At 43.4% G+C, this 19,890-nt stretch carries 20 protein-coding genes; 14 read left to right on the top strand and 6 right to left on the bottom strand.

Annotated elements, in window-relative coordinates; genetic code table 11:
• Window positions 1-225: 225 nt before the first annotated feature.
• Together B151_RS0102295 and B151_RS0102290 are read left to right on the top strand one after the other, a co-directional pair.
• A complete protein-coding gene (locus B151_RS0102295) occupies window positions 226-1,653 on the top strand; it encodes an LptF/LptG family permease (protein ID WP_020401977.1) in 1,428 nt (475 codons plus the stop codon).
• Window positions 1,646-2,728, top strand: coding sequence for an LptF/LptG family permease (locus B151_RS0102290; RefSeq protein WP_040516395.1), 1,083 nt, complete (start codon window positions 1,646-1,648; stop codon window positions 2,726-2,728). Before B151_RS0102295 ends, B151_RS0102290 begins: the two co-directional genes overlap by 8 nt.
• A gap of 78 nt (window positions 2,729-2,806) precedes the next feature.
• On the opposite strand, the gene B151_RS17740 is transcribed toward B151_RS0102290, so the two are convergent.
• Together B151_RS17740 and B151_RS0102280 are read right to left on the bottom strand one after the other, a co-directional pair.
• The gene (locus B151_RS17740; protein ID WP_040516394.1) at window positions 2,807-3,130 is read right to left on the bottom strand and encodes a DUF3467 domain-containing protein; all 324 of its coding nucleotides are present in this window, start codon (window positions 3,128-3,130) and stop codon (window positions 2,807-2,809) included.
• 41 nt (window positions 3,131-3,171) lie between these two features.
• Window positions 3,172-4,158 (bottom strand): PLP-dependent cysteine synthase family protein, encoded by a 987-nt coding sequence (locus B151_RS0102280; protein ID WP_020401974.1) that lies wholly within the window; start codon window positions 4,156-4,158, stop codon window positions 3,172-3,174.
• Between the two features lie 178 nt (window positions 4,159-4,336).
• Here B151_RS0102280 and B151_RS0102275 point away from each other — a divergent pair, with 178 nt between their 5' ends.
• The 6 genes from B151_RS0102275 (at window position 4,337) to B151_RS0102250 (ending at window position 10,035) form a co-directional block, all read left to right on the top strand.
• Window positions 4,337-4,612 (top strand): DUF4290 domain-containing protein, encoded by a 276-nt coding sequence (locus tag B151_RS0102275; protein WP_020401973.1) that lies wholly within the window; start codon window positions 4,337-4,339, stop codon window positions 4,610-4,612.
• A 247-nt stretch (window positions 4,613-4,859) separates the two neighbouring features.
• On the top strand, window positions 4,860-6,323 hold the full coding sequence (locus tag B151_RS19295) for an isochorismate synthase (protein ID WP_020401972.1): 1,464 nt from the start codon (window positions 4,860-4,862) through the stop codon (window positions 6,321-6,323).
• Window positions 6,310-8,025 (top strand): 2-succinyl-5-enolpyruvyl-6-hydroxy-3-cyclohexene-1-carboxylic-acid synthase, encoded by a 1,716-nt coding sequence (gene menD / locus B151_RS0102265; RefSeq protein WP_020401971.1) that lies wholly within the window; start codon window positions 6,310-6,312, stop codon window positions 8,023-8,025. The genes B151_RS19295 and menD overlap by 14 nt, the downstream gene beginning before the upstream one ends.
• The gene (menH, locus tag B151_RS0102260) at window positions 8,022-8,843 is read left to right on the top strand and encodes a 2-succinyl-6-hydroxy-2,4-cyclohexadiene-1-carboxylate synthase (protein ID WP_020401970.1); all 822 of its coding nucleotides are present in this window, start codon (window positions 8,022-8,024) and stop codon (window positions 8,841-8,843) included. Before menD ends, menH begins: the two co-directional genes overlap by 4 nt.
• Window positions 8,840-9,676 carry a 1,4-dihydroxy-2-naphthoyl-CoA synthase gene (locus B151_RS0102255; RefSeq protein ID WP_020401969.1) on the top strand — a complete coding sequence of 279 codons (837 nt, stop codon included), beginning with the start codon at window positions 8,840-8,842 and terminating at the stop codon, window positions 9,674-9,676. Before menH ends, B151_RS0102255 begins: the two co-directional genes overlap by 4 nt.
• A gap of 80 nt (window positions 9,677-9,756) precedes the next feature.
• Window positions 9,757-10,035 (top strand): GNAT family N-acetyltransferase, encoded by a 279-nt coding sequence (locus B151_RS0102250; RefSeq protein WP_020401968.1) that lies wholly within the window; start codon window positions 9,757-9,759, stop codon window positions 10,033-10,035.
• 22 nt (window positions 10,036-10,057) lie between these two features.
• Here the strand turns inward: B151_RS0102250 and B151_RS0102245 are convergent, their stop codons facing one another.
• The 4 genes from B151_RS0102245 to B151_RS0102230 form a co-directional block, all read right to left on the bottom strand.
• Window positions 10,058-11,269, bottom strand: coding sequence for an ABC transporter permease (locus B151_RS0102245; RefSeq protein WP_020401967.1), 1,212 nt, complete (start codon window positions 11,267-11,269; stop codon window positions 10,058-10,060).
• A 73-nt stretch (window positions 11,270-11,342) separates the two neighbouring features.
• Window positions 11,343-11,795, bottom strand: coding sequence for a DUF2141 domain-containing protein (locus tag B151_RS0102240; RefSeq protein ID WP_020401966.1), 453 nt, complete (start codon window positions 11,793-11,795; stop codon window positions 11,343-11,345).
• A 67-nt stretch (window positions 11,796-11,862) separates the two neighbouring features.
• A complete protein-coding gene (locus B151_RS0102235) occupies window positions 11,863-12,201 on the bottom strand; it encodes a tRNA-binding protein (RefSeq protein WP_020401965.1) in 339 nt (112 codons plus the stop codon).
• 151 nt (window positions 12,202-12,352) lie between these two features.
• Window positions 12,353-13,363: a glutamine synthetase beta-grasp domain-containing protein gene (locus B151_RS0102230; protein WP_020401964.1), complete on the bottom strand. Its 1,011-nt coding sequence runs from the start codon at window positions 13,361-13,363 to the stop codon at window positions 12,353-12,355.
• Between the two features lie 276 nt (window positions 13,364-13,639).
• Between B151_RS0102230 and B151_RS0102225 the strand changes: the two genes are divergently transcribed.
• The 6 genes from B151_RS0102225 (at window position 13,640) to dapF (ending at window position 19,847) form a co-directional block, all read left to right on the top strand.
• Complete coding sequence (locus B151_RS0102225; protein ID WP_020401963.1) at window positions 13,640-14,527, top strand: 1,4-dihydroxy-2-naphthoate polyprenyltransferase; 888 nt, start codon at window positions 13,640-13,642, stop codon at window positions 14,525-14,527.
• Window positions 14,527-15,597, top strand: a complete 1,071-nt coding sequence (menC, locus tag B151_RS0102220; RefSeq protein WP_020401962.1) for an o-succinylbenzoate synthase — start codon at window positions 14,527-14,529, stop codon at window positions 15,595-15,597. Before B151_RS0102225 ends, menC begins: the two co-directional genes overlap by 1 nt.
• A gap of 4 nt (window positions 15,598-15,601) precedes the next feature.
• Window positions 15,602-17,086, top strand: a complete 1,485-nt coding sequence (locus B151_RS0102215; RefSeq protein WP_020401961.1) for a class I adenylate-forming enzyme family protein — start codon at window positions 15,602-15,604, stop codon at window positions 17,084-17,086.
• Between the two features lie 80 nt (window positions 17,087-17,166).
• The gene (locus tag B151_RS0102210) at window positions 17,167-17,832 is read left to right on the top strand and encodes a heme exporter protein CcmB (RefSeq protein ID WP_020401960.1); all 666 of its coding nucleotides are present in this window, start codon (window positions 17,167-17,169) and stop codon (window positions 17,830-17,832) included.
• A 6-nt stretch (window positions 17,833-17,838) separates the two neighbouring features.
• Entirely contained in the window at window positions 17,839-19,020 is a 1,182-nt protein-coding gene (locus B151_RS0102205; RefSeq protein WP_020401959.1) for a DNA polymerase III subunit, read from the top strand.
• Window positions 19,017-19,847: a diaminopimelate epimerase gene (gene dapF, locus B151_RS0102200; RefSeq protein WP_245550337.1), complete on the top strand. Its 831-nt coding sequence runs from the start codon at window positions 19,017-19,019 to the stop codon at window positions 19,845-19,847. Before B151_RS0102205 ends, dapF begins: the two co-directional genes overlap by 4 nt.
• Window positions 19,848-19,890: the final 43 nt, after the last annotated feature.

The following is a 19,890-nucleotide window of genomic DNA, read 5'->3' as shown; positions in this document are numbered from 1 at the left end:
CCTGTATGTACTAGCTCTTGTGTTAGGTAAAGTCTGTAGCGTTATGCGATAGGCTGATCCTTTTTTTTTCTTTATTAGCATTGTAGATGAATGGGTGCGTCGATAATACTATTAATTTGAGTATCTTGAAAATTTAATCCGCATTTCAAAAGTTAAATTGATAGACTAAAAATGTCTATTATTTACGTTCATAAAAATTAAAAAGTACCAAAACAACGACAAGACTTGATCAGATTCATCAACAAACTGCAAATAGACCTGCTAAAAAGGCATGTAAGTCCTTTTTTGTTTTGTTTTTTTACGCTGATGTTTTTGCTGCTGATGCAATTCCTGATCCTGAACATCGACAATCTCATCGGCAAAGATATTCCCATTCAGATCATTATTGAACTGATCCTTACCAACCTTGCCTACATGGTTGTTTTGGCAGCTCCTATGGCTGTATTGGTTGCAACCCTAATGGCATTCGGTAAATTTTCGGAACTCAATGAGCTTACCGCTTTACGCGCTTCCGGAGTGAATCCCATCAAGATCATACGGCCGGTACTGATCACCTCGATCTTACTTTTCCTGGGTTTGGCATGGTTCTCAAACAATGTATTACCCGAGGCCAATCAAAAAGCCCGTTCGCTTTTTATTGATATTCGCCTTAAAAAACCCGGCTTCGAACTCAAACCAAATACATTTTACGATGGCATCGAAGGCTACACCTTTTTGGTTGAACGCATTGATGGGGAAACAGATAGCCTCTACGATATTACATTGTTTCAAAAACCGGTCAATAATAAGAACCGGGCCTATATTATGGCCGAAAAAGGGATTCTGGAAAGTAAAGGAGAACAAGCGCTTTCGCTGCATCTGATCAATGGTAAAAGCCTCGAATTCTCCCGTACCTCCAGTCGCACCGATAACTTTATTGAGCGTAATGAGTTTAAAAAACACATTATGACCCTGGACATTTCTGAATTGTCTTTTATGCGTTCCAATCCCGAAAACAGAAATCGAAGTGACCGTACCATGAGTTCCAGAGCTATGCTTGCCGTGGTTGATTCTTTGTATCGGGAGATCAAATCACAGCGGACCTATATTGGAAATAATGTAACGGTGATCCCCTCGGATGAATACACCGGCCGGGAATCTTTTTTTAATCCAAATAGGAATTTACCGGATTCTCTGAAGAACATTGGAGGCGTGGAAAGTCCCTACCTGGTAACCAATACCTTCAAAAAAGCAGAGATCCAGCGTTTCTTTGTTGAAGAATCCATTCGGCAAATGAAGGAATATCAAACTCAGGTACAATCGGTATATGCGAACATCGAATGGAGGCAAAAACGAGTCGCACGTTTTCTGGTAGAGATCCATAAGAAACTTTCTATCCCCTTTGCTTGTGTCGTATTCATACTATTTGGAGCGCCGGTAGGCATTATGACCAAAAAAGGAAATTTCGGGTTTGCCGCCTTGATATCCACCGTAGTACTTACCTTCTACTGGGTTTCTTTGATACAAGGTGAAAAACTGGCCGACCGGCTTTTCATCACCCCGCTTATCGGAATGTGGTCTTTCAATGTGATATTGACTCTTGTCGGGGCTTTTCTGATCGTACGCCTTAGCACAGACTTGCACCTGCCAAACCTATTTAAAAACCGTGAATAAACGCTTCGACCGTTACATATTCTTCAGGATGCTGGGTATCACTCTTTTTGTATTGGTGATGCTGATCTTCATTTTCATTATGGTAGATTTTTCTGAGAACAGCGATGATTTTGCAGATCAGGGGGCTACTATGGTAGAAATATTCAATCGGTATTACCTTAATTATGTGCCCGAAATGACCCGCCTGGTACTTCCTGTAGCGGTTTTTGTAGCCTGTTTATTTCTGACCGGACAATTATCCGACCGTTTGGAGATTACCGCTCTAAAGGCGGCGGGAGTAAGTTTATACAGGCTGATCGTGCCCTACATGATCTTCGCTATTTTGACCGCGGCTTCAATCAGTCTTTTGGATGCCTATGTGATCCCTAAATCCAATGCCGAACGAATAGCATTTGAAGAAGAATACCTTCAGGATAAATCAGAGAATATAGACCGAAGTGATATTTACCGACAGCCCTCTCCCAACACTAAACTTCAGGTCAATTACTTTGATAAGACCAAACAAATTGCTTACCGGGTTCGGCTGATCGAATTTGAAGACCGGCAGATCACAAAAAGTACAACTGCTAACCGGATGAAATGGATCGATTCCACACAAACCTGGAGATTCGAAAACGTAACGGAGCAGTTCTTTACTGAAACGGGCTTCATTGAAAAAGAATATCGCGAAAAAGACACGGTACTTAGCATATTCCCCAGAGACCTTGCCAGAACAACCTCCGACATTTACCAACTTACCTATGAAGAGGCGGTAGATTACATTGAATCTATTGAACGAAGCGGAGCGGGAGGTATTGAGATTCCCCAGGTTCAATTTTACGGGCGGCTGGCATATCCCTTTTCCATCATTGTGGTCATTATTGTAGGGTTTGCTTTTGCCAGCGTGAGGCGCCGTGGCGGAAAAGGAGCTTATCTTGCAGCCGGACTTACCATCAGCTTTCTGTATCTCGCCTTTATGAAGATCATTGAACCTTTTGGGTATTACGGTACGCTATCTCCTGCTGTGGCAGCCACATTACCGCACATCTTCTTTTTCGTGGTAGGCCTCATTCTGCTCTTCCAGGCTAAAAAATAAGCCCAAAAAAAAAGACAGCTCAAAAAAAGCTGTCTTAACGTTCAATGTTCCTTATTCAATGTTGGATGTTCGATGTTCTCAAGCTTCCGGTTTTGGTCCTCGGTACATATGCATATCCACTTTACTGTTGTTATTGGAGCTAATGGTACCGTGCTCACTCTCATATTTGGCAACGTTGTCATTCAAGGCATTGGCAAGGCGTTTGGCATGATCAGGCGTCAGTATCATTCTTTTGACCACTTTGGCTTTGGGAACACCGGGCATCACGGCTATGAAATCTAAAATAAACTCTGAGGGCGAGTGCGTGATCATCACCAAATTGGAATAAGTTCCGGTAGCCTCATCCTCTTTGAGTTCAATTTCCATTTGTCCGGGATTCATCGTCTGATCTTTCTTCGCCATAATATAATTGTCTGTATTTGTTCTGTTTCTGTTGAACCGATTTATGCTTCCAGGAAACCCTGTTCCTTCATCCACTCATCATTATATACTTTTTGGATGTATCGGGTTCCACTGTCCGGCATTATAATAACCATTATATCGTCCTTTCCTAAAGGGTTTTCTTCAATATAGTCCAAAGCTCCTTTTACCGCAGCCCCACACGACCACCCGATCAATAGGCCTTCTTCCCTTGCCAAACGACGTGTAACCAGCGCGGAATCTTTATCATTTACCTGAATCACTTCATCGATCCACTCAAACTCGATTGTTTCCGGGATAATGTCCTCCCCAATTCCTTCCGTCATGTACGGCTTGATCTCATTCTTGTCAAACTCACCCGTTTCAAAATATTTCTTATATACAGAACCTACACTATCGATACCGATCACCTTGATATCAGGATTCTGCTCTTTCAGGAATTTGCCAACTCCCGAGATCGTACCACCGGTTCCCATTCCGGCTACGTAATGCGTGATCTTACCTTCCGTTTGCTCCCAGATCTCCGGCCCCGTTGTTTCATAATGAGCTTGCAGATTGCTCTTATTATCATATTGATTTGGATAGTAAGAATTCTCGATTTCCTCGCTGAGTCGCTTCGCCACTGAATAATAACTATCGGGGTGATCCGCTTCCACGTTGGTAGGACAAACGATGACTTCCGCACCCAAAGCCTTCAACAAATCTACTTTTGTCTTACTTTGTTTATCCGTGGTGGTGAAAATACATTTATATCCGCGGGTTACTGCCACCAGGGCCAATCCCATTCCGGTATTTCCCGAAGTTCCTTCAATGATAGTCCCGCCTGGTTTCAGCAATCCTTTCTCCTCCGCATCATCAATCATCTTGATGGCGATGCGATCTTTGATACTATGCCCGGGATTGAAATACTCTACTTTAGCCAGCAGCGTGCCTTCTGAATTTCCGTTAACGTGATTTAGCTTGATGAGCGGCGTATTCCCAACCGTCTCCAGAATGGAATTGTAATACATGAATTTCGTGTGGTTGATTACTTTTTAATGCGGGGGCAAAACTAAGAAAATATTTTAGGAAGCACCCGTTCTATTTCATTTCTGCTCTGAGAATAAGAATTATTCCCAAAATTCCATTTTAAACTCACTTCATTAACGCTTATTTTCGAATTCAAATTATTCAATCCTATCTTAAAACATGTTCATACATCAGCAAAAACCCAAAGACTTTGACTGTGGCTATAATCTTGACCTTATGATTGCCGCCCTTCCCCGTATTGAAGACACTGAGGAGCGGGTGAAATATGCCAAGCGTGTGGTTGGTCTGATTAAGCAAAGTCACCCAACCTGGGTCGATAAGAATGGCAAAAGCGAAGCTGCCTGGGAGCATTTCTTTACCCTCGCTGAATACAATCCCGATGAATACGGTATTCATAATCCCTACGCCACAGGTGATAACGATGATGCCGAGTAGTTTTTCACTCGCAATAATCGAAATCACGCCCGGTGTAAATTCTAAGATCCCAATTCCCCATTCCAAGTAAATGAGGTGCTAATAAAACCGGGCTGATTTCAAACTTTTAGTTTTTCCTCAAAAATAAGATCAAAGGATTCTGAATAGAGTTATTTCTCTTTTGTTAAAAAGGAACTAAATATAGTTTAACATTGCTGTAATATTGCGTACTTTCAATTTAGATTGAAAATAAAACTTCAGCAGTGTTATGGATTCAAAGAATCCCGTATTTAATAAGGTCCGGACTTGCTTTCAGGATCAAATTTCAAAACTGGCATTAAGAGAAGCCATCAATTTCGTAGCCCAGGAAGATAATCCATTCCGCTACCTGTCCTTTTCCATTAAAATCCCCTCCGTTGATGCTCTTGCTGTTTTAGAGCAATATGCAGGAACCAAACCTTTTCAATATTATTGGGAAAAACCCTCTGCTGAATTTTCTATTGCTGCCGGAGGTTCACTTAAACGAATACAGACTACCGGAAAGGAACGATTCAGACAAGCTTCTGATGAAGGCAAACAATTGCTTTCATCCGTTTACCACATCACCAATCTGAAACATTCGCATGCCTCAGTGCATCTGCTTGGCGGCTTTTCTTTTTTTGATCATAACATCGGGAAAGAATGGAGACAATTCGGTGCAGGTTCGTTTAATCTTCCGGAATGGATCTTGGTTAAGAATAAAGATCTTACCGTATTAACCATCACTAAACAGATCGATACTAATGCTTCAGCAGAATCGTCGGTTGATGATTTCATCTCTACTTTGGATCGCCTTGATGCCATTTGTGATGCCGGAAGCTATAATCTTGATCGCGATGCAAGTTTCCCAACCAAAGTAGAAGCTCCGGGAATTGATTCGCCCGAATACTGGCAATGGACCAACTCTGTTGAAAATGCCACGGACCTAATCAAACAAGGAGCTTTCAAGAAGATCGTTTTAGCAAGGGAGTTGAATGTAAAACTCCAATATCCGGTTTCGGGAACACGGTTGTTAAATTATCTGCGAAATCAATATCCGGATTGTTATTCATTTCTGATCAGCCAGGATGGTGAAACTGCCTTTGTGGGAAGTACTCCTGAACGGCTTGCCTCATTCCACGAACGGGAAGTATTGACTGAAGGACTTGCCGGAAGTATTTCGCGCGGGAAAACAGCTTCAGAAGATGCCGTGCTTGAACATGAGTTGTTGCACAGTAAGAAAGATCTTAGTGAACATGCTTTTGTGTTAGATGCCATTGAGGAAAACCTTCAGCGCTATTCTGATGTGTACGAGCATCCTAAAGTGCCGGGCATTAAAAAACTATCGAATGTACAGCACTTATATACTCCGGTTCATGCCCGTATAAAAGAAGGTGTTTCGAGGACAGAAGTGTTATCCCGCCTCCATCCTACTCCTGCGGTAGGCGGTTATCCTCGTGAAGCCGCTATGCCTTATATCAACAAGCTTGAGTATTTTGACCGCGGATGGTATGCAGGCCCCATTGGCTGGATCAATGCGTTTGGCCACGGCGAATTTGTGGTAGCCATACGCAGCGGATTAATTAAAAATAATGAAGTGCGATTTTTCGCTGGATGTGGTATCGTTGAGGACTCAAATCCTAAAAAAGAATGGGATGAAACGAATTTAAAATTCATCCCGATGCTAACTGCGTTGGAACATGCTCGAAAATGAACCTCAGAATCTTGCTTTTCACTGGAGTACCGAATTCGTACGTGCCTTATTTGAGGAAGGTATTGAACATGCCGTGATTTCCCCGGGCTCAAGGTCCACCGCTTTAACCCTTTCATTTTCAGCCCATTCCGGCTTCAAGAAGCATATTGGTATCGATGAACGCTCGTCTGCTTTTTTTGCCCTCGGCCTGGCCAAAGCACATGGTAAGCCGGCTGTTTTGGTTTGTACGTCAGGAACCGCTCTCGCTAATTATTTTCCCGCAGTTGTAGAAGCTGCACAATCTGGCATTCCGCTGATCATTTTAAGTGCCGACCGGCCTTCCCATTATCGTGGACTTGGAGCCTCGCAAACCATTGATCAGCTTAAGATCTTTGGCAATTATTCGGTCTTCTTCCATGAAGTGGGCGAACCTGACCTGCATGCACGTAGTTTGAAGAGATTACGTTTGGCTGCTTCACAGTCGGTACAACTTTCAATGGAAAGATCCGGTGTGGCACATCTTAACTTTCCCTTTTCCAAGCCCTTTGAACCGGATACCAAATATCTAAAACAGGTTGAATTTGAAAATGAAAAGCAGGCCCGCCGTCCTTCCCCAAAATATGAACAAAGCCGGTCTTCTGTTGAATTAGGTGAGACTTTTTGGTCGGATGTAATATCCGCTGAAAAACCGCTGATCGTAGTAGGGCCAACATCTCCGCATCATTCATTGGATTTTATTACTCCGCTGGCACGGGCACTGGACGCCCCGGTGTTGGCTGAACCTGGCTCCAATGTGTCCTCTTCCCGACATACTATTCAGGGATTTGATGGCTTTCTCAGGAATCCCGATAACTGGGACTATCTTGAAGCCGATCTCATTTTGAGATTTGGAATGCAACCCGTCAGTAAGGCACTGAACAACTATTTGGATAAACTGGATACCGTGATGCAGATCAGTTTCATGCATCCCAACCAATGGACTGATGGCACATTGTCTTCACAAAAACAGATCTTATTGGATGGAGAGTTAGTCATTCCCGAAGTAACAGGAGCCGCTGATAAGGAATGGATCAAAACCTGGCGCAAGGTCGAAAAATCTTTTAAAAGCTTTCGGGAGGAACAGTTGTATCCTTCTTCTCCCATTACGGACGGATATGTATTTTCTAAAATTAGTGAAACCCAGCCCAAAAAGAGCTTCGTATTTCTTTCCAACTCATTCCCGGTTCGGGATATGTCTCTTTTTGGGGAGTTCGACGGCAAAGAGATTCACGTAAATCGTGGGGCAGCCGGTATTGATGGCATTATTTCCACGGCTATTGGAATGAGCGTGAAACAAGATAAACCCGGCTTTCTGATGATCGGTGATATCGCTTTTCTCCACGATACAAACGGGCTTTTACTTTCCGCCCAAGTAGACCGGCCGCTGGTCATTATTGTTTTGAACAATGGCGGTGGAACTATATTCAGGATGTTGCCTGTCCACCAGATCAAAGAAAAATATACCACGTACTTTGAAACCCCTCAGCGGACCAAAATTGCCGCACTTTGCCGGGCGCACAATATCGATCATACCTTGATTTCGAAACCGGAGCAAATAATTCCTACCTTTGATAAACTGATCGAAAGAAAAGGCGTGCACGTTATGGAATGCATGACCGGAGCGGACGAGTCAATGGAGCTTCGCCACACTTTATGGAATTTTAAGTTCACCAATGATTCATGAACATTCGCATTCGCGGAATTTCTTATCACTTTGAAGTTCATCAACAAAAAGAAACCCTGCCAAATCTTGTTCTTTTACACGGATTTATGGGAAGCGGAGAGAATTTTGCCCACCTGATCCCAAATCTCAAGTCTTTTTGTAATCCTATTACGATCGACCTTTTGGGGCATGGAAGAACAGACGGAGCGGAACTTCACTATCGGTTTTCCACCAAAGAACAAGTGGCAGACGTAACCAAACTCATTAGCGAACAGCTGGATGTTCCACTGTATTTGTATGGCTACAGTATGGGAGGACGGCTTGCACTTCAGCTGGCCCTCCACCGCCCCGACCTCTATCGTGGATTGATCCTGGAAAGTGCCACTTTTGGCATCGAAGGCGAAACCGAACGGCAAGCCCGGCAATCCCTGGACGCACGTCGCTCGGATGCTATAACTGGTAACTTTGAAGGATTCCTCGAAGATTGGAAAAACATGCCGCTGTTTGCTTCCTCCACAGCAGATCCTGATCTCTTAAAGAGAACTGAACGTATTCAGCAGGAACAAAATCCATTTTGGCTGGCTAATGCCCTGCAAGGTTTTGGTACCGGCACTATGCCTTGTGTTCGTGATCGACTCAAAGATTTGGCTATTCCGGTACAGCTTATTGCAGGTGAACGGGATTCAAAATTTGTTCACATCAACCGACAGATGGAAAGGGAAATTCCCGATGCTAAACTTCAGCTTGTGAAAGATGCCGGGCACCGCGTACATTTGGAACAGCCTGATTCACTTGTAGCATTACTCGAAACATTCATTCAAACACAATACCCGTCATGAACTGGCAAACCGTTAAAGAATACGAAGACATCACCTATAAAAAATCGAATGGCGTTGCGCGAGTGGCGTTCAACCGACCTGAAATTCGGAATGCTTTTCGTCCTAAAACCGTGTTTGAGTTATATGAAGCACTCCATGATGCTAAAGAAGATAATGACATTGGCGTAGTGTTGATCAGTGGTGAAGGGCCTTCTCCAAAAGATGGGAAATGGGCTTTTTGTTCCGGCGGAGATCAAAATGTTCGCTCCAAAACCGGGTATAAAGCCGATGACGGCATTGCCCGACTCAACATTCTGGAAGTCCAGCGACTCATTCGTTTCATGCCTAAAGTAGTGATCGCTGTCGTGCCCGGCTGGGCAGTTGGCGGTGGACATAGTCTGCACGTAGTTTGCGACCTCACCTTAGCCAGTGAAGAACATGCCATCTTCAAACAAACCGACACCGACGTCGCCAGCTTTGATGGTGGATTTGGTTCAGCCTTGCTTGCCCGTCAGGTGGGACAAAAACGAGCCCGGGAGATCTTCTTCCTCGGAGCCAATTATTCGGCGCAGGAAGCCTTTGAAATGGGCATGGTGAATAAAGTGGTTCCGCATGAAAAGCTGGAAGAAACCGCTTATGAGTGGGCGCAAGAGATCCTGACCAAAAGTCCAACCGCTACCAAAATGGCCAAGTTTGCCTTCAACGCCATCGATGATGGCATGGTGGGACAGCAAGTATTTGCCGGAGAAGCCACTCGCTTGGCCTATATGACCGACGAAGCGGAAGAAGGCCGCAATGCCTTCTTAGAAAAACGTAAGCCGAACTGGGACAAATTTGACCGATCGCCTTCATAGTATTATTGAGGCAAAGCCTCACTTTATCATTCCGCAGCTGAGCTGACGGAACGAGAAATCATTAACTAACTCAACTAACCATGCAAATCCAACACGAATCTTCTGAAACCAAAGGTGCTTTTTTTATTGAAAAAGATGGAAAGCGTGTGGCTGAAATGACGTATTCCAAAGCTGGTTCATCCCGAATAATCATAGACCATACTGAAGCGTCAGAAGAAGTTCGCGGACAAGGGTTGGCGAAAAAACTGGTAATTCATGGAGTGGAATATGCCCGAAAAAATGGACTAAAAGTCCTCCCTCTTTGTCCCTATGCCAAGTCCGTAATACAAAGGAATGAAGAACTGCAGGATGTACTTTAGAATGTAGGCCTGAAGGAAAAGATCATTCGTGCCGAATGGCATCCACCGGGGTCAGGTTTGCAGCTTTCCAGGCGGGATAAGTGCCAAATATCATTCCAACACAAATGGCTATCAGCAGTACAATCAGAATGGTTCCCGGTTGTAACGCAGCATTGAAGTTGAGATCCGTCATATAGTTTATTAGTTCCACTAAGCCGAATACGCCTACAATTCCGACGATCCATCCCAATATGCTTCCCACAACCGAGATGGTGACGGACTCTGATAAAAACTGCATTACAATATCCTTTTTACGGGCCCCGGTCGCTTTCCTGATCCCGATCTCCCGGGTTCGTTCCGTAACTGAAATCAGCAACACATTCATGATGCCGATCCCTCCAACCAATACAGAAATGCCGGTTATCGCTCCCATCACCAATTTAAAAACCAAAATGCCCTGACTTAGCTGTTTGACTCTTCCTTCGTAGCTTGAGATCGTAAAGGCGCCTCTGCCCTCCCCAAAACGTTCATCGAGCCAGGTTTCTGCTCTTTCCCTGATCACGGGGACATCCTCAACCTGAAAGCTCTTAAGCACTAAATTTGGTTCATTGGGATTTTCAAAATAATTCAGGTAGGTACTTATGGGGATGAAAGCTTGCAATCCTTCCGAACCGGTTTCTATGATTCCCATCACTTCATACCATCTGTTTTCGATTTGAATGGATTCTCCGATGATTGCCTCCGGAACCGTATCCCATTGCCGGGCTAATGCCGTGGATAATACCGCTGTTAGTGCATTTCCACTTATTTCCTCCTCTCCAAAGTATGCTCCCGAAACAGCCATTTCATTAAATGAAGGGAGATCATCAAGGGTGGCTTCAATATAAATTCCAAGTGTAGAGTCTTTGAAACTTGCTTTCCGGCTGCTTCGGGCTATCAATTCCGTTAAACCCAGGTCCGAAATTCTCCCTTCTATCTCGCGGGCATGCTCAACATCAAATTCGTATGTATTCTCCCGGGGGACACGCACGTCATTGACCACATCAAATTTTTTGGGTGAGATGCTGAGCATTTGGACGGAAGTTGTAGTCTCAATTTGCTGCCGGCCGGTTTGCTCTAATCCATCTCCCAAAGCGAGTATTGCCACCAGTGAAGCAACCCCGATAATGATGCCAAGGGTGGACAGGAACGTGTAAAGCGGATTTGTTTTGATGTTTTGTAAAGCGATGGATATAGACTTAAAAATCTGCTGCATGATCGTAGTTTTAAATTTGCCGTGAGTACGGCTTTTTTTCTACGGTGTTGCAGAAACCGTGTTACCAACTTCTCTACTTAACTTCGATCACCATTTTAGTTTGATTGGAATCCACTTTGAAGTGAGCAGCTTCCCATGAAGCAGGACCAAAACGTCCCCTTGCATTATTTGAAAATCCATAAGCCTCCTTGGGAATACCTAAAAAATTAGTATCTAATTCGCCATTCTCATTTTTATCGTGATAGACGGCTATGGCATATTCTCCAAAGGGAAAGGAATCATCGCTCCAGGTTAGCTTTTTACCATCCACCTTAAGTACCACGGCATGAACCGGATCTTCTTTCTCTTTGTATTTTTCCTCACTGTTGAAAATAGCTATGCGTACCTCTCCTTTATTTTCGGGGATACTTTCAATGGTCAATTCAAAATTAGAACGATCGGACTCTCTTTCAGGAAATGCGATCTCTTGAGCATGTGTTACTGAACTCAGTAATAAAATTATATAAGACCAGGCTAAAATTTTCATAGATCTTTTAACGTAATGACAGGTAATGTGTTACCAATTTTTGTTGATGTGTTAAAGCCGAATATCACTAAAAAAGTTTCATTCCATTTGGCACCTTTTTATCGGGAACAGCAAGAATCACCTTTCCTGATGCATCCGGAAAGCCGGTTACCAGGCATTCTGACATGAACGGCCCGATCTGTTTAGGAGGGAAATTCACCACCGCCATCACCTGTTTTCCTTCTAACATTCCGGGTTCATAATGATCTGTGATCTGAGCCGATGACTTCCTGATACCTATTTCTTCACCAAAATCTATAGTTAGTTTATAAGCCGGTTTTCGTGCTTCCGGGAAATCTTCCGCTTTAAGGATGGTCCCGATCCTCAGATCAACTTGTTCAAAATCACTCCAACTAATTTCTTTCATTTACTTTTTACCCAAAACTAAAAAACCCCGGCTTCTATAAAAAGCGGGGTTCCTGAAATTTCGAAAAACAATCAATTGTTAAAAAATAACTTCAAAAAAAAAGCCCTGCTTTCAAAAAACAGGGCTTTGCAAATAACAACTAAGCGGCTTATTAAGAAACCGTATTTACCGTTTTTATTATTCTTGCTCCCACTTTGTAAGGATCTGCATTAGAAGCAGGTCGGCGGTCTTCAAGTCGGCCTTTCCATCCGTCTTCAATAGTGTTTACCGGAATACGGATTGAGGCTCCGCGGTCAGAAACCCCAAAGCTGAATTTGTCGATAGACTGAGTTTCGTGCTTACCGGTGAGGCGCATATGGTTGTCGGCTCCGTACACATCTATATGTTCTTTGATGTGCTTTCCAAAAGCTTCACATACCTCGGTCATATATTTTTCACCGCCTTCATCGCGCATTTTACCATTGGAGAAATTAGCATGCATTCCGGAACCATTCCAGTCGGTATCACCCAATGGTTTTGGATGCCACTCAACGATGAGGCCGTATTTCTCTGCAGTTCGTTCAATCAAATAACGAGCTACCCAAATCTCATCTCCGGCACGATGAGCTCCTTTCGCAAAGATCTGAAATTCCCACTGTCCGGCAGCTACCTCAGCATTTATACCTTCCACATTCAATCCGGCTTCTAAACACATATCGAGGTGCTCTTCAATGATGTCTCTGCCAAAAGCAACACCGCCTCCTACCCCACAGTAATAAGGTCCCTGCGGAGCCGGGTATCCATTTTCCGGAAAACCAATCGGCCGGTTTGTTTCCGGGTCTACAATAAAATATTCTTGTTCAAAACCGAACCAAAAATCATCATTATCAGCATCTATGGTTGCACGCCCATTGGTCTCATGAGGAGTGCCGTCTGCGTTTAAAACTTCCGTCATTACCAGGTAACTGTGCAATCGATCAGGATCAGGAAAAATAGCCACCGGTTTTAAAAGACAATCGGAGGCGTTGCCTTTAGCTTGATTGGTGGAGCTTCCATCAAAGTTCCAGATAGGACAATCTTCCAGTTTGCCACTGAAATCATGGATCACTTTAGTTTTACTCCTTAATGCTTGAGTAGGCTTAGATCCATCAAGCCAGATATATTCCAGTTTTGAGTATGCCATAGGATAAAATTGTTTTGGTGGTTAGCGAATTGACGGGCAAAATATAAAGCACTTTTTAAGAAATACACAAATTAATTAGATAATTATTTATCAAGAATTAAATTTAATAGATAAAATTAGATATTTGTTTAATTATTTAACCTGCAACCGCTTCCAGTCTGTCGCAGACTTAACAAATTTTTCTTTTGAGCTGGCTTTACTTCATTTTTTAAGCCACTTATAAAACTGTTATCTTTATCCGCATAGTTATCCACAATAAATTTTAAGAAATTTCTCTTGAGCGCATCAAAATTCAAGCTTTGGATCGAAGCTGCCCGTCCGCAAACATTAGCTGCTGCGGTGGTCCCCGTTATTGTAGGAGCCGCACTCGCTTATGAAGCCAATCTTTTAAACTGGACGGCCACTTCCGTAGCACTGATCTGTGCCATGTTAATTCAGATCGGGACCAACTTTGCCAACGATTATTTTGATTTCATCAAAGGCTCTGATACCGATGAACGAATAGGTTTCAGGCGGGCCACCGCTGCAGGACTTATTGCCCCAAGCACCATGAAAAACGCCACCATCATTACTATGGGGCTGGCATTTGTTACCGGCCTCTACCTGGTTTGGGTGGGCGGCTGGATCGTGCTCGTAATTGGTTTACTTTCCCTGTTATTTGGAGTTCTTTACACTGGCGGACCATTTCCACTTGGATATAATGGATTGGGAGATGTTTTTGTATTCCTTTTCTTTGGGATCATTGCGGTGATGACCACCTATTATGTAAATGTACTTGAATGGTCGGAAACTTCGTTTTGGGCGGCTCTTGCGGTGGGTGGTCTTTGTGTAAATATCCTTGTGGTAAATAACCTGAGAGATGTTGATCAAGATCAAAAATCAGGTAAGAAAACGCTGGGTGTTCTTTTGGGAGAAACCGCCTTGAAGATCGAGTATCTATTAATGATCCTTTTAGCTTTTGCTATACCTCCCCATTTCTATGTACAATTTGACTTCAGCTTTTGGATCCTCCTCCCCTTTCTTTCTCTTCCCATTGCATTCTTTTTAGTGCATAAAATCTGGACGGAAGCCAACAAGCAAAAGTTAAATCCAATGCTGGAACGTACTGCACAGTTTATGGTTTTATTTGGCGTACTATTTTCCATTGGAATTTTATTGAACTGATGCTTCGCATTTTCTCATATCGGATTCCTTTTAAGCTTCCTTTTAAAACAGCCGGCCAAACTTTTTCTCACCGGGAAGGATTGATCGTCAGCTTTACCGATTCACATGTTACAGCGTATGGTGAGATTGCTCCGCTTCCTGGCTTTTCCATGGAAACACTGAAACAGGTTCGAGAAGTGCTCATCACTAATCATTCTGCTTTGGAAGATGCATTCTATACCGGTGAAGCGGATACTTTTATTGAGATACTGGATCAGATTCACCACTTCCCTTCTTTGAGTTTTGGATTGGATATGTTGAATTACGATCTGCAGGCAAAGAAGCAGCGGGTATCACTACCGCAATTTCTTTTTGAGGAGTTCTCTTCTCAGATTGAAACCAATGCGGTTTTATCTATACAGGAAAAGAGTACAACGCTGCAGCAAGCCCAAGAATTTGTAGATGCAGGATTTTCAACCCTCAAGCTAAAAGTTGGAAAGAATTTTGAGCACGAGCGCTCCATCCTGACCTCCCTAAGAAAGCAATTTCCAAAGGTGAAGCTCAGAATAGATGCAAATCAGGCTTGGTCAGTTGCTGAAGCCATTGAACAATTAAAGGCCCTCGAATCTTTGGATATTGAGTATTGTGAACAACCGGTTCCCGCTGACGATATTTCATCTCTGAAGGAAGTGTCGGATCAAGTGTCCATTCCCATCGCTGCAGATGAATCGGTTGGGAACAAAAAGATCGCAGAAGAACTAATAGTCAAAGAAGCCGCAGATCTGATTATTATTAAACCAATGCTGATGGGGACTTTCCGAAATATTTCTGTAACAAAACAACTTGCTGATACTCATAATATTGACGTTGTATGTACTACATCGATGGAAACAGCTATAGGACGTAGTGCAGTAGCAGCTTTGGCTGCCGGTTTGGCATCAAAAAATAAGGCACAAGGACTATCAACCGGCTCCCTGCTCAGTTCTGATGTTTCTGACGACCATTGGCTCAACACACCCATTATTAAATTTTCCGGAAGCCCCGGACTGGGAATTTCAGTACATTTAAAAAATCTAAAGGAGTTGACATAAATTTATGTTCAAATCGCGTTTACATAGCTTTGAATTCAAGCGAAAAGATCAGCCGCATGTCTTTTTGACTTCTCAGCATGGAATGTATACATACAGTGATTTAGAACGCTTTACGGCTTTTTTTAAAGATCTTGTTGAAGAGAAAGCCGATTCTCTGAAATGGCCGATCACTTTCGTGTCGGAGTCTAATGACCTTTTAATATTTGCTATCGCAGCTTGCTGGAGGCTTGGGATCCCATTCATTCCCATCAATCCCAAAGCCAAGAATAATGAGTTGCAAGAGTATTTGGATGCTCTAAAACCGGCCCTCATCTTTTCTGATACAAAAAATCGTTCCCGCCTTGGAGACGAGAATGTCATCAAAATGGATGAGAATTTTTTCCTCAATTCCTTTACTCATGATGTCAGAAATATTGATCTGCCTGATCCGGATTTAATTGAGGATGACCGGATTTTTGGATATTTCTTTACCTCCGGGACTACAAGTAAGCCTAAGATCGTTCCCTTAAAGCGAAGACAGATCAAAAGTGCAGCTGAGGCTTCTGCCGGTAATTTCAAACCTGACCCCAATCATTTTTGGCTTTTATGCCTTCCTCTGAATCATGTAGGGGGAATCACCATCATACTCCGGTCGTTGATTTATAACTCTGCTATTTATCGGTTAGGTGAATTTCATGAAGAAATGATCAAAGAATTTCTGGCAGAAAATTATCGATTTCAGGCTGCATCTTTGGTCCCCACGATGCTAAAACGCCTGCTCGACGATCCACTATTTAAAACCCATCGAGAATTCAAATCCATTTTACTTGGTGGAGGTCCCATATCCGAGGAATTGTTGAGAGCCTCTGCAGAAAGAGGAATCCCCGTAGTTTCCAGCTATGGGATGACCGAAACCTGCGCTCAGATCATTGCCAATCCTTTGCTGGCTCCTTCGGGAATGTATACACCGTTAAAGAGCGTAGGCAAGCCTTTCCCTCCCAATGAAATGCAGATAAGAGATGAAAGTGGAAAAGTTCAGGGCAAAAACCAGTCAGGAGCTCTGTGGCTTCGAGGCCCTCAGGTTTTTGACGGCTACTACAATTCAGAAGAGAATGAAACTTACTTTGATGCAGATGGCTGGTTCAACACCGGAGATTATGGCCATATTAATGGGTTCGGACATTTGTTTATTGAATCACGCAGAACTGATCTGATCGTAACCGGCGGAGAGAACGTAAATCCCAACGAAGTGGAAGAAGCTATCCTGAAACTTCCTGCCATAAAAGAAGCGGTAGTCATAGGGTTACCGGATGAGGAATGGGGGCAGAAAGTTACCGCAGTAGTCACCCTTACTAATGGAAAAACTCCGGTACTTGGAGAGATAAGGGAGCAACTCAAAGATGCGCTGACTGATTTCAAGATCCCAAAAGAACTAAAAATCGTTCAAGACTTGCCCAAAACTCCAACGGGTAAAGTGAAACGATGGGAGCTCATCAAAAAGTTCAGGTAAGCTGCGCTGTAGATTTTTTTGCTTCTTAAAAATACTACTATACTACTGTCAATAAGGCCGCAAAATCCTTAAACTTGGCCATGCAATGGATACGAAGTACGCTCACCATTTTAAAGAAAGATCTGCAGATTGAGCTGCGCACACGCTTTGCCTTCAACATGGTATTGGCATTCGTTGCGGCAGCCATGCTGTTGGTATTATTTACACTGCGGGCAGATCAGCTTGAACCCGGTCCTAAATCAGGCTTGGTATGGATCATAATTTTATTTGCAGCCCTCTCTGCTTTAAGCCGAAGCTTCATCTCAGAAACCGACAAGCGTACATTCGACTTACTCAGGATCTACTCAAACGGAACTTCCGTTTATTCAGGCAAATTGCTCTACAACTTCATTTTTACCCTTTTGATAAATATTGTCACTTTTATATGCTACCTGTTCCTGATGGGATTGGAAGTTCAGTCCTGGACGGCCTTCTTAAGCATGCTTATTGTTGGTACTGCGGGACTTTCAGGTGTGGCCACTATGACAGCCGCAGTGGTCTCACAAGCCGACCGAAAGGGAGCTATTTTTTCTGTATTGAGCATTCCCCTTTTCATGCCGTTGGTGCTGTTGCTCGCTGATGTCAGTAAGACGGCTTTTGTGAGTGGCGGTGATGCTTCTATGAATAACGTGACAGCATTAGTTGGATTTGCGGGCGTTACCATAACCGCAGGAGTTTTACTTTTTGATTATATCTGGGAGGAATAAGTTACCGTGAATATCAAATTTGGAAATCGCCGTATAATCGGACAAAAACGCGCTAAGGAGCAAGTTGAACGTATTCTTGATTCTGACCGAATCAGCCATGCATACTTATTATCAGGTCCCTCCGGGGTGGGAAAAACAGCCTTCGCTCTCGCTTTGGCAGAAGCAATCAACGGCGTAGAACACTTATCAGACCTTGGAGAATATAAATCCTCCAAAAAATCTTCGTGGTTTACCCATCCCGATATACATGTCTTTATTCCAAAGCCGACATCCGCGAATACAGAGGAACTTCGGGGCCGGCTTGAGCTATTGGCAAAGGATCCTTATGAGATCATAGATTTTTCCCGGCGGCCTTCCCTGGATGACGATTCTTCCAAAAACTTACAAGCCTTCTACCCCATCGACTATTTCAGGGATGATATTCGTCCGGTTGCCAAGCTTAAACCCAACGAAGGCAATCGCGTAGTTGTGATCATGACCCAGGTTGAGACAATGAGGAAAGAGACTGCAAATGCGTTCCTTAAATTACTTGAAGAACCATCCGATCGCCTCATGTTCATTTTAACTACCGAAAGCTACGAAAGTTTGCTTCCCACCATCACCTCTCGCTGCCAGCATATTCCACTTGGAGCGCTCAAGAATAATGAAGTGGAACAGGGATTGATAGAGGTGGATGGATTGAACCCCGAAGAGGCCTCCTACCTTGCCCGGGTCTCTAACGGAAACTATGCAATGACCCGCTTCTTTGATGTCAGCAAGCTCAAAGAAAACAGAGAATCTGTGGTAGAATTCATGCGAATGGCCTATGGTCAGGATGCTGCACGACTTTCAACCATTGTCCAGGACTGGCAAAGCTCCAATAACATAGAAGGCTTGATAGCCTTAACCAATTTGATCGAAATGTATATCAGAGACCTGATGGTATATCGTGAAACTGAAAATAAGGCCTTCATTACAAACATTGATCAGCTCGAATCTATCCAAAAGTTTGTTACCGCACTGGACGAAGCCCGGCTTGAGGAAATGATAGACCATCTGGACAGCTACCGTCCTGCTTTACGTCAGAATGTAAATCCAAAACTTATATTTATCGTGCTTGCTTTGCGTTTTTCAAACCTGATGCGAGGCCTTGATCCATACATCCCGGATGAGAATAACTGGAAACATATACCTGCTTTTGCTGAATGATGACTGAACTTAGATTCCATAAAATGCAGGGTGCGGGAAACGATTTTATAGTGATCGATAACCGAAAGTATGCCTTTTCTTTAGATCAGATTATTCGGTTCACCCCAAAGTTATGTGATCGTAAATTTGGAATTGGCGCAGATGGAATCCTTGTGTTGCAGCAGCCCCAACGGGATGATGTTGATTTCACTATGATCTACAGAAATGCTGATGGCAGTGATGCCGGCATGTGTGGCAATGGAGCTCGCTGTCTGGTTCAGTATGCGCACGAAATTGGCTTTAATGCTACGCAAACATTTAATGTTCACGATAATGTGTATGAAGCAGAAGTACATCCAGATGGACTGGTCAGTATTCATTTTCCTGTTCATGTGATTCCTGAAAAGAAGGTTCTTGAAGGCCGCACATTTATAAAGGCAGATGCAGCTACCGAGCACCTGGTTACGTTTTTTGATAAAAAGCCTGAACTGGAAAACGAGGAGCATTTAGTTCAACTTGGCAGCAGTATCAGGTATCATAAAACGGTAGATCCTCCCGGAAGTAACGTGAATTTTGTATTCCCGGAAAACGAAAGTTCTATACAGTTACAAACCTACGAACGTGGAGTTGAAGATCTTACCCTTGCGTGCGGAACCGGTGCACTTGCTTCCGCAATTGCCACTCATTTTCATCAAGGAGCGTCTACCCAGCATGCCTCTTATTCAGTTCATGTAAAAGGGGGAACGCTGAAGGCTTCCTTCGATTTTAATGCAGATACCAACACCTATCATCAACTAATTTTAACCGGACCGGCACATTTTGTATTTGAAGGCACTATTTCGATTTAATCTTTTACACCTCATTCTTCTGTTGATATTTATTGGAGGCTGC

It is taken from the genome of Gracilimonas tropica DSM 19535, assembly GCF_000375425.1.
GTDB classification, from domain to species: Bacteria; Bacteroidota; Rhodothermia; order Balneolales; family Balneolaceae; genus Gracilimonas; species Gracilimonas tropica.
The sequence above is the reverse complement of the archived record's forward strand: the minus strand, read 5'-3'. Positions and strand labels throughout refer to the sequence as shown.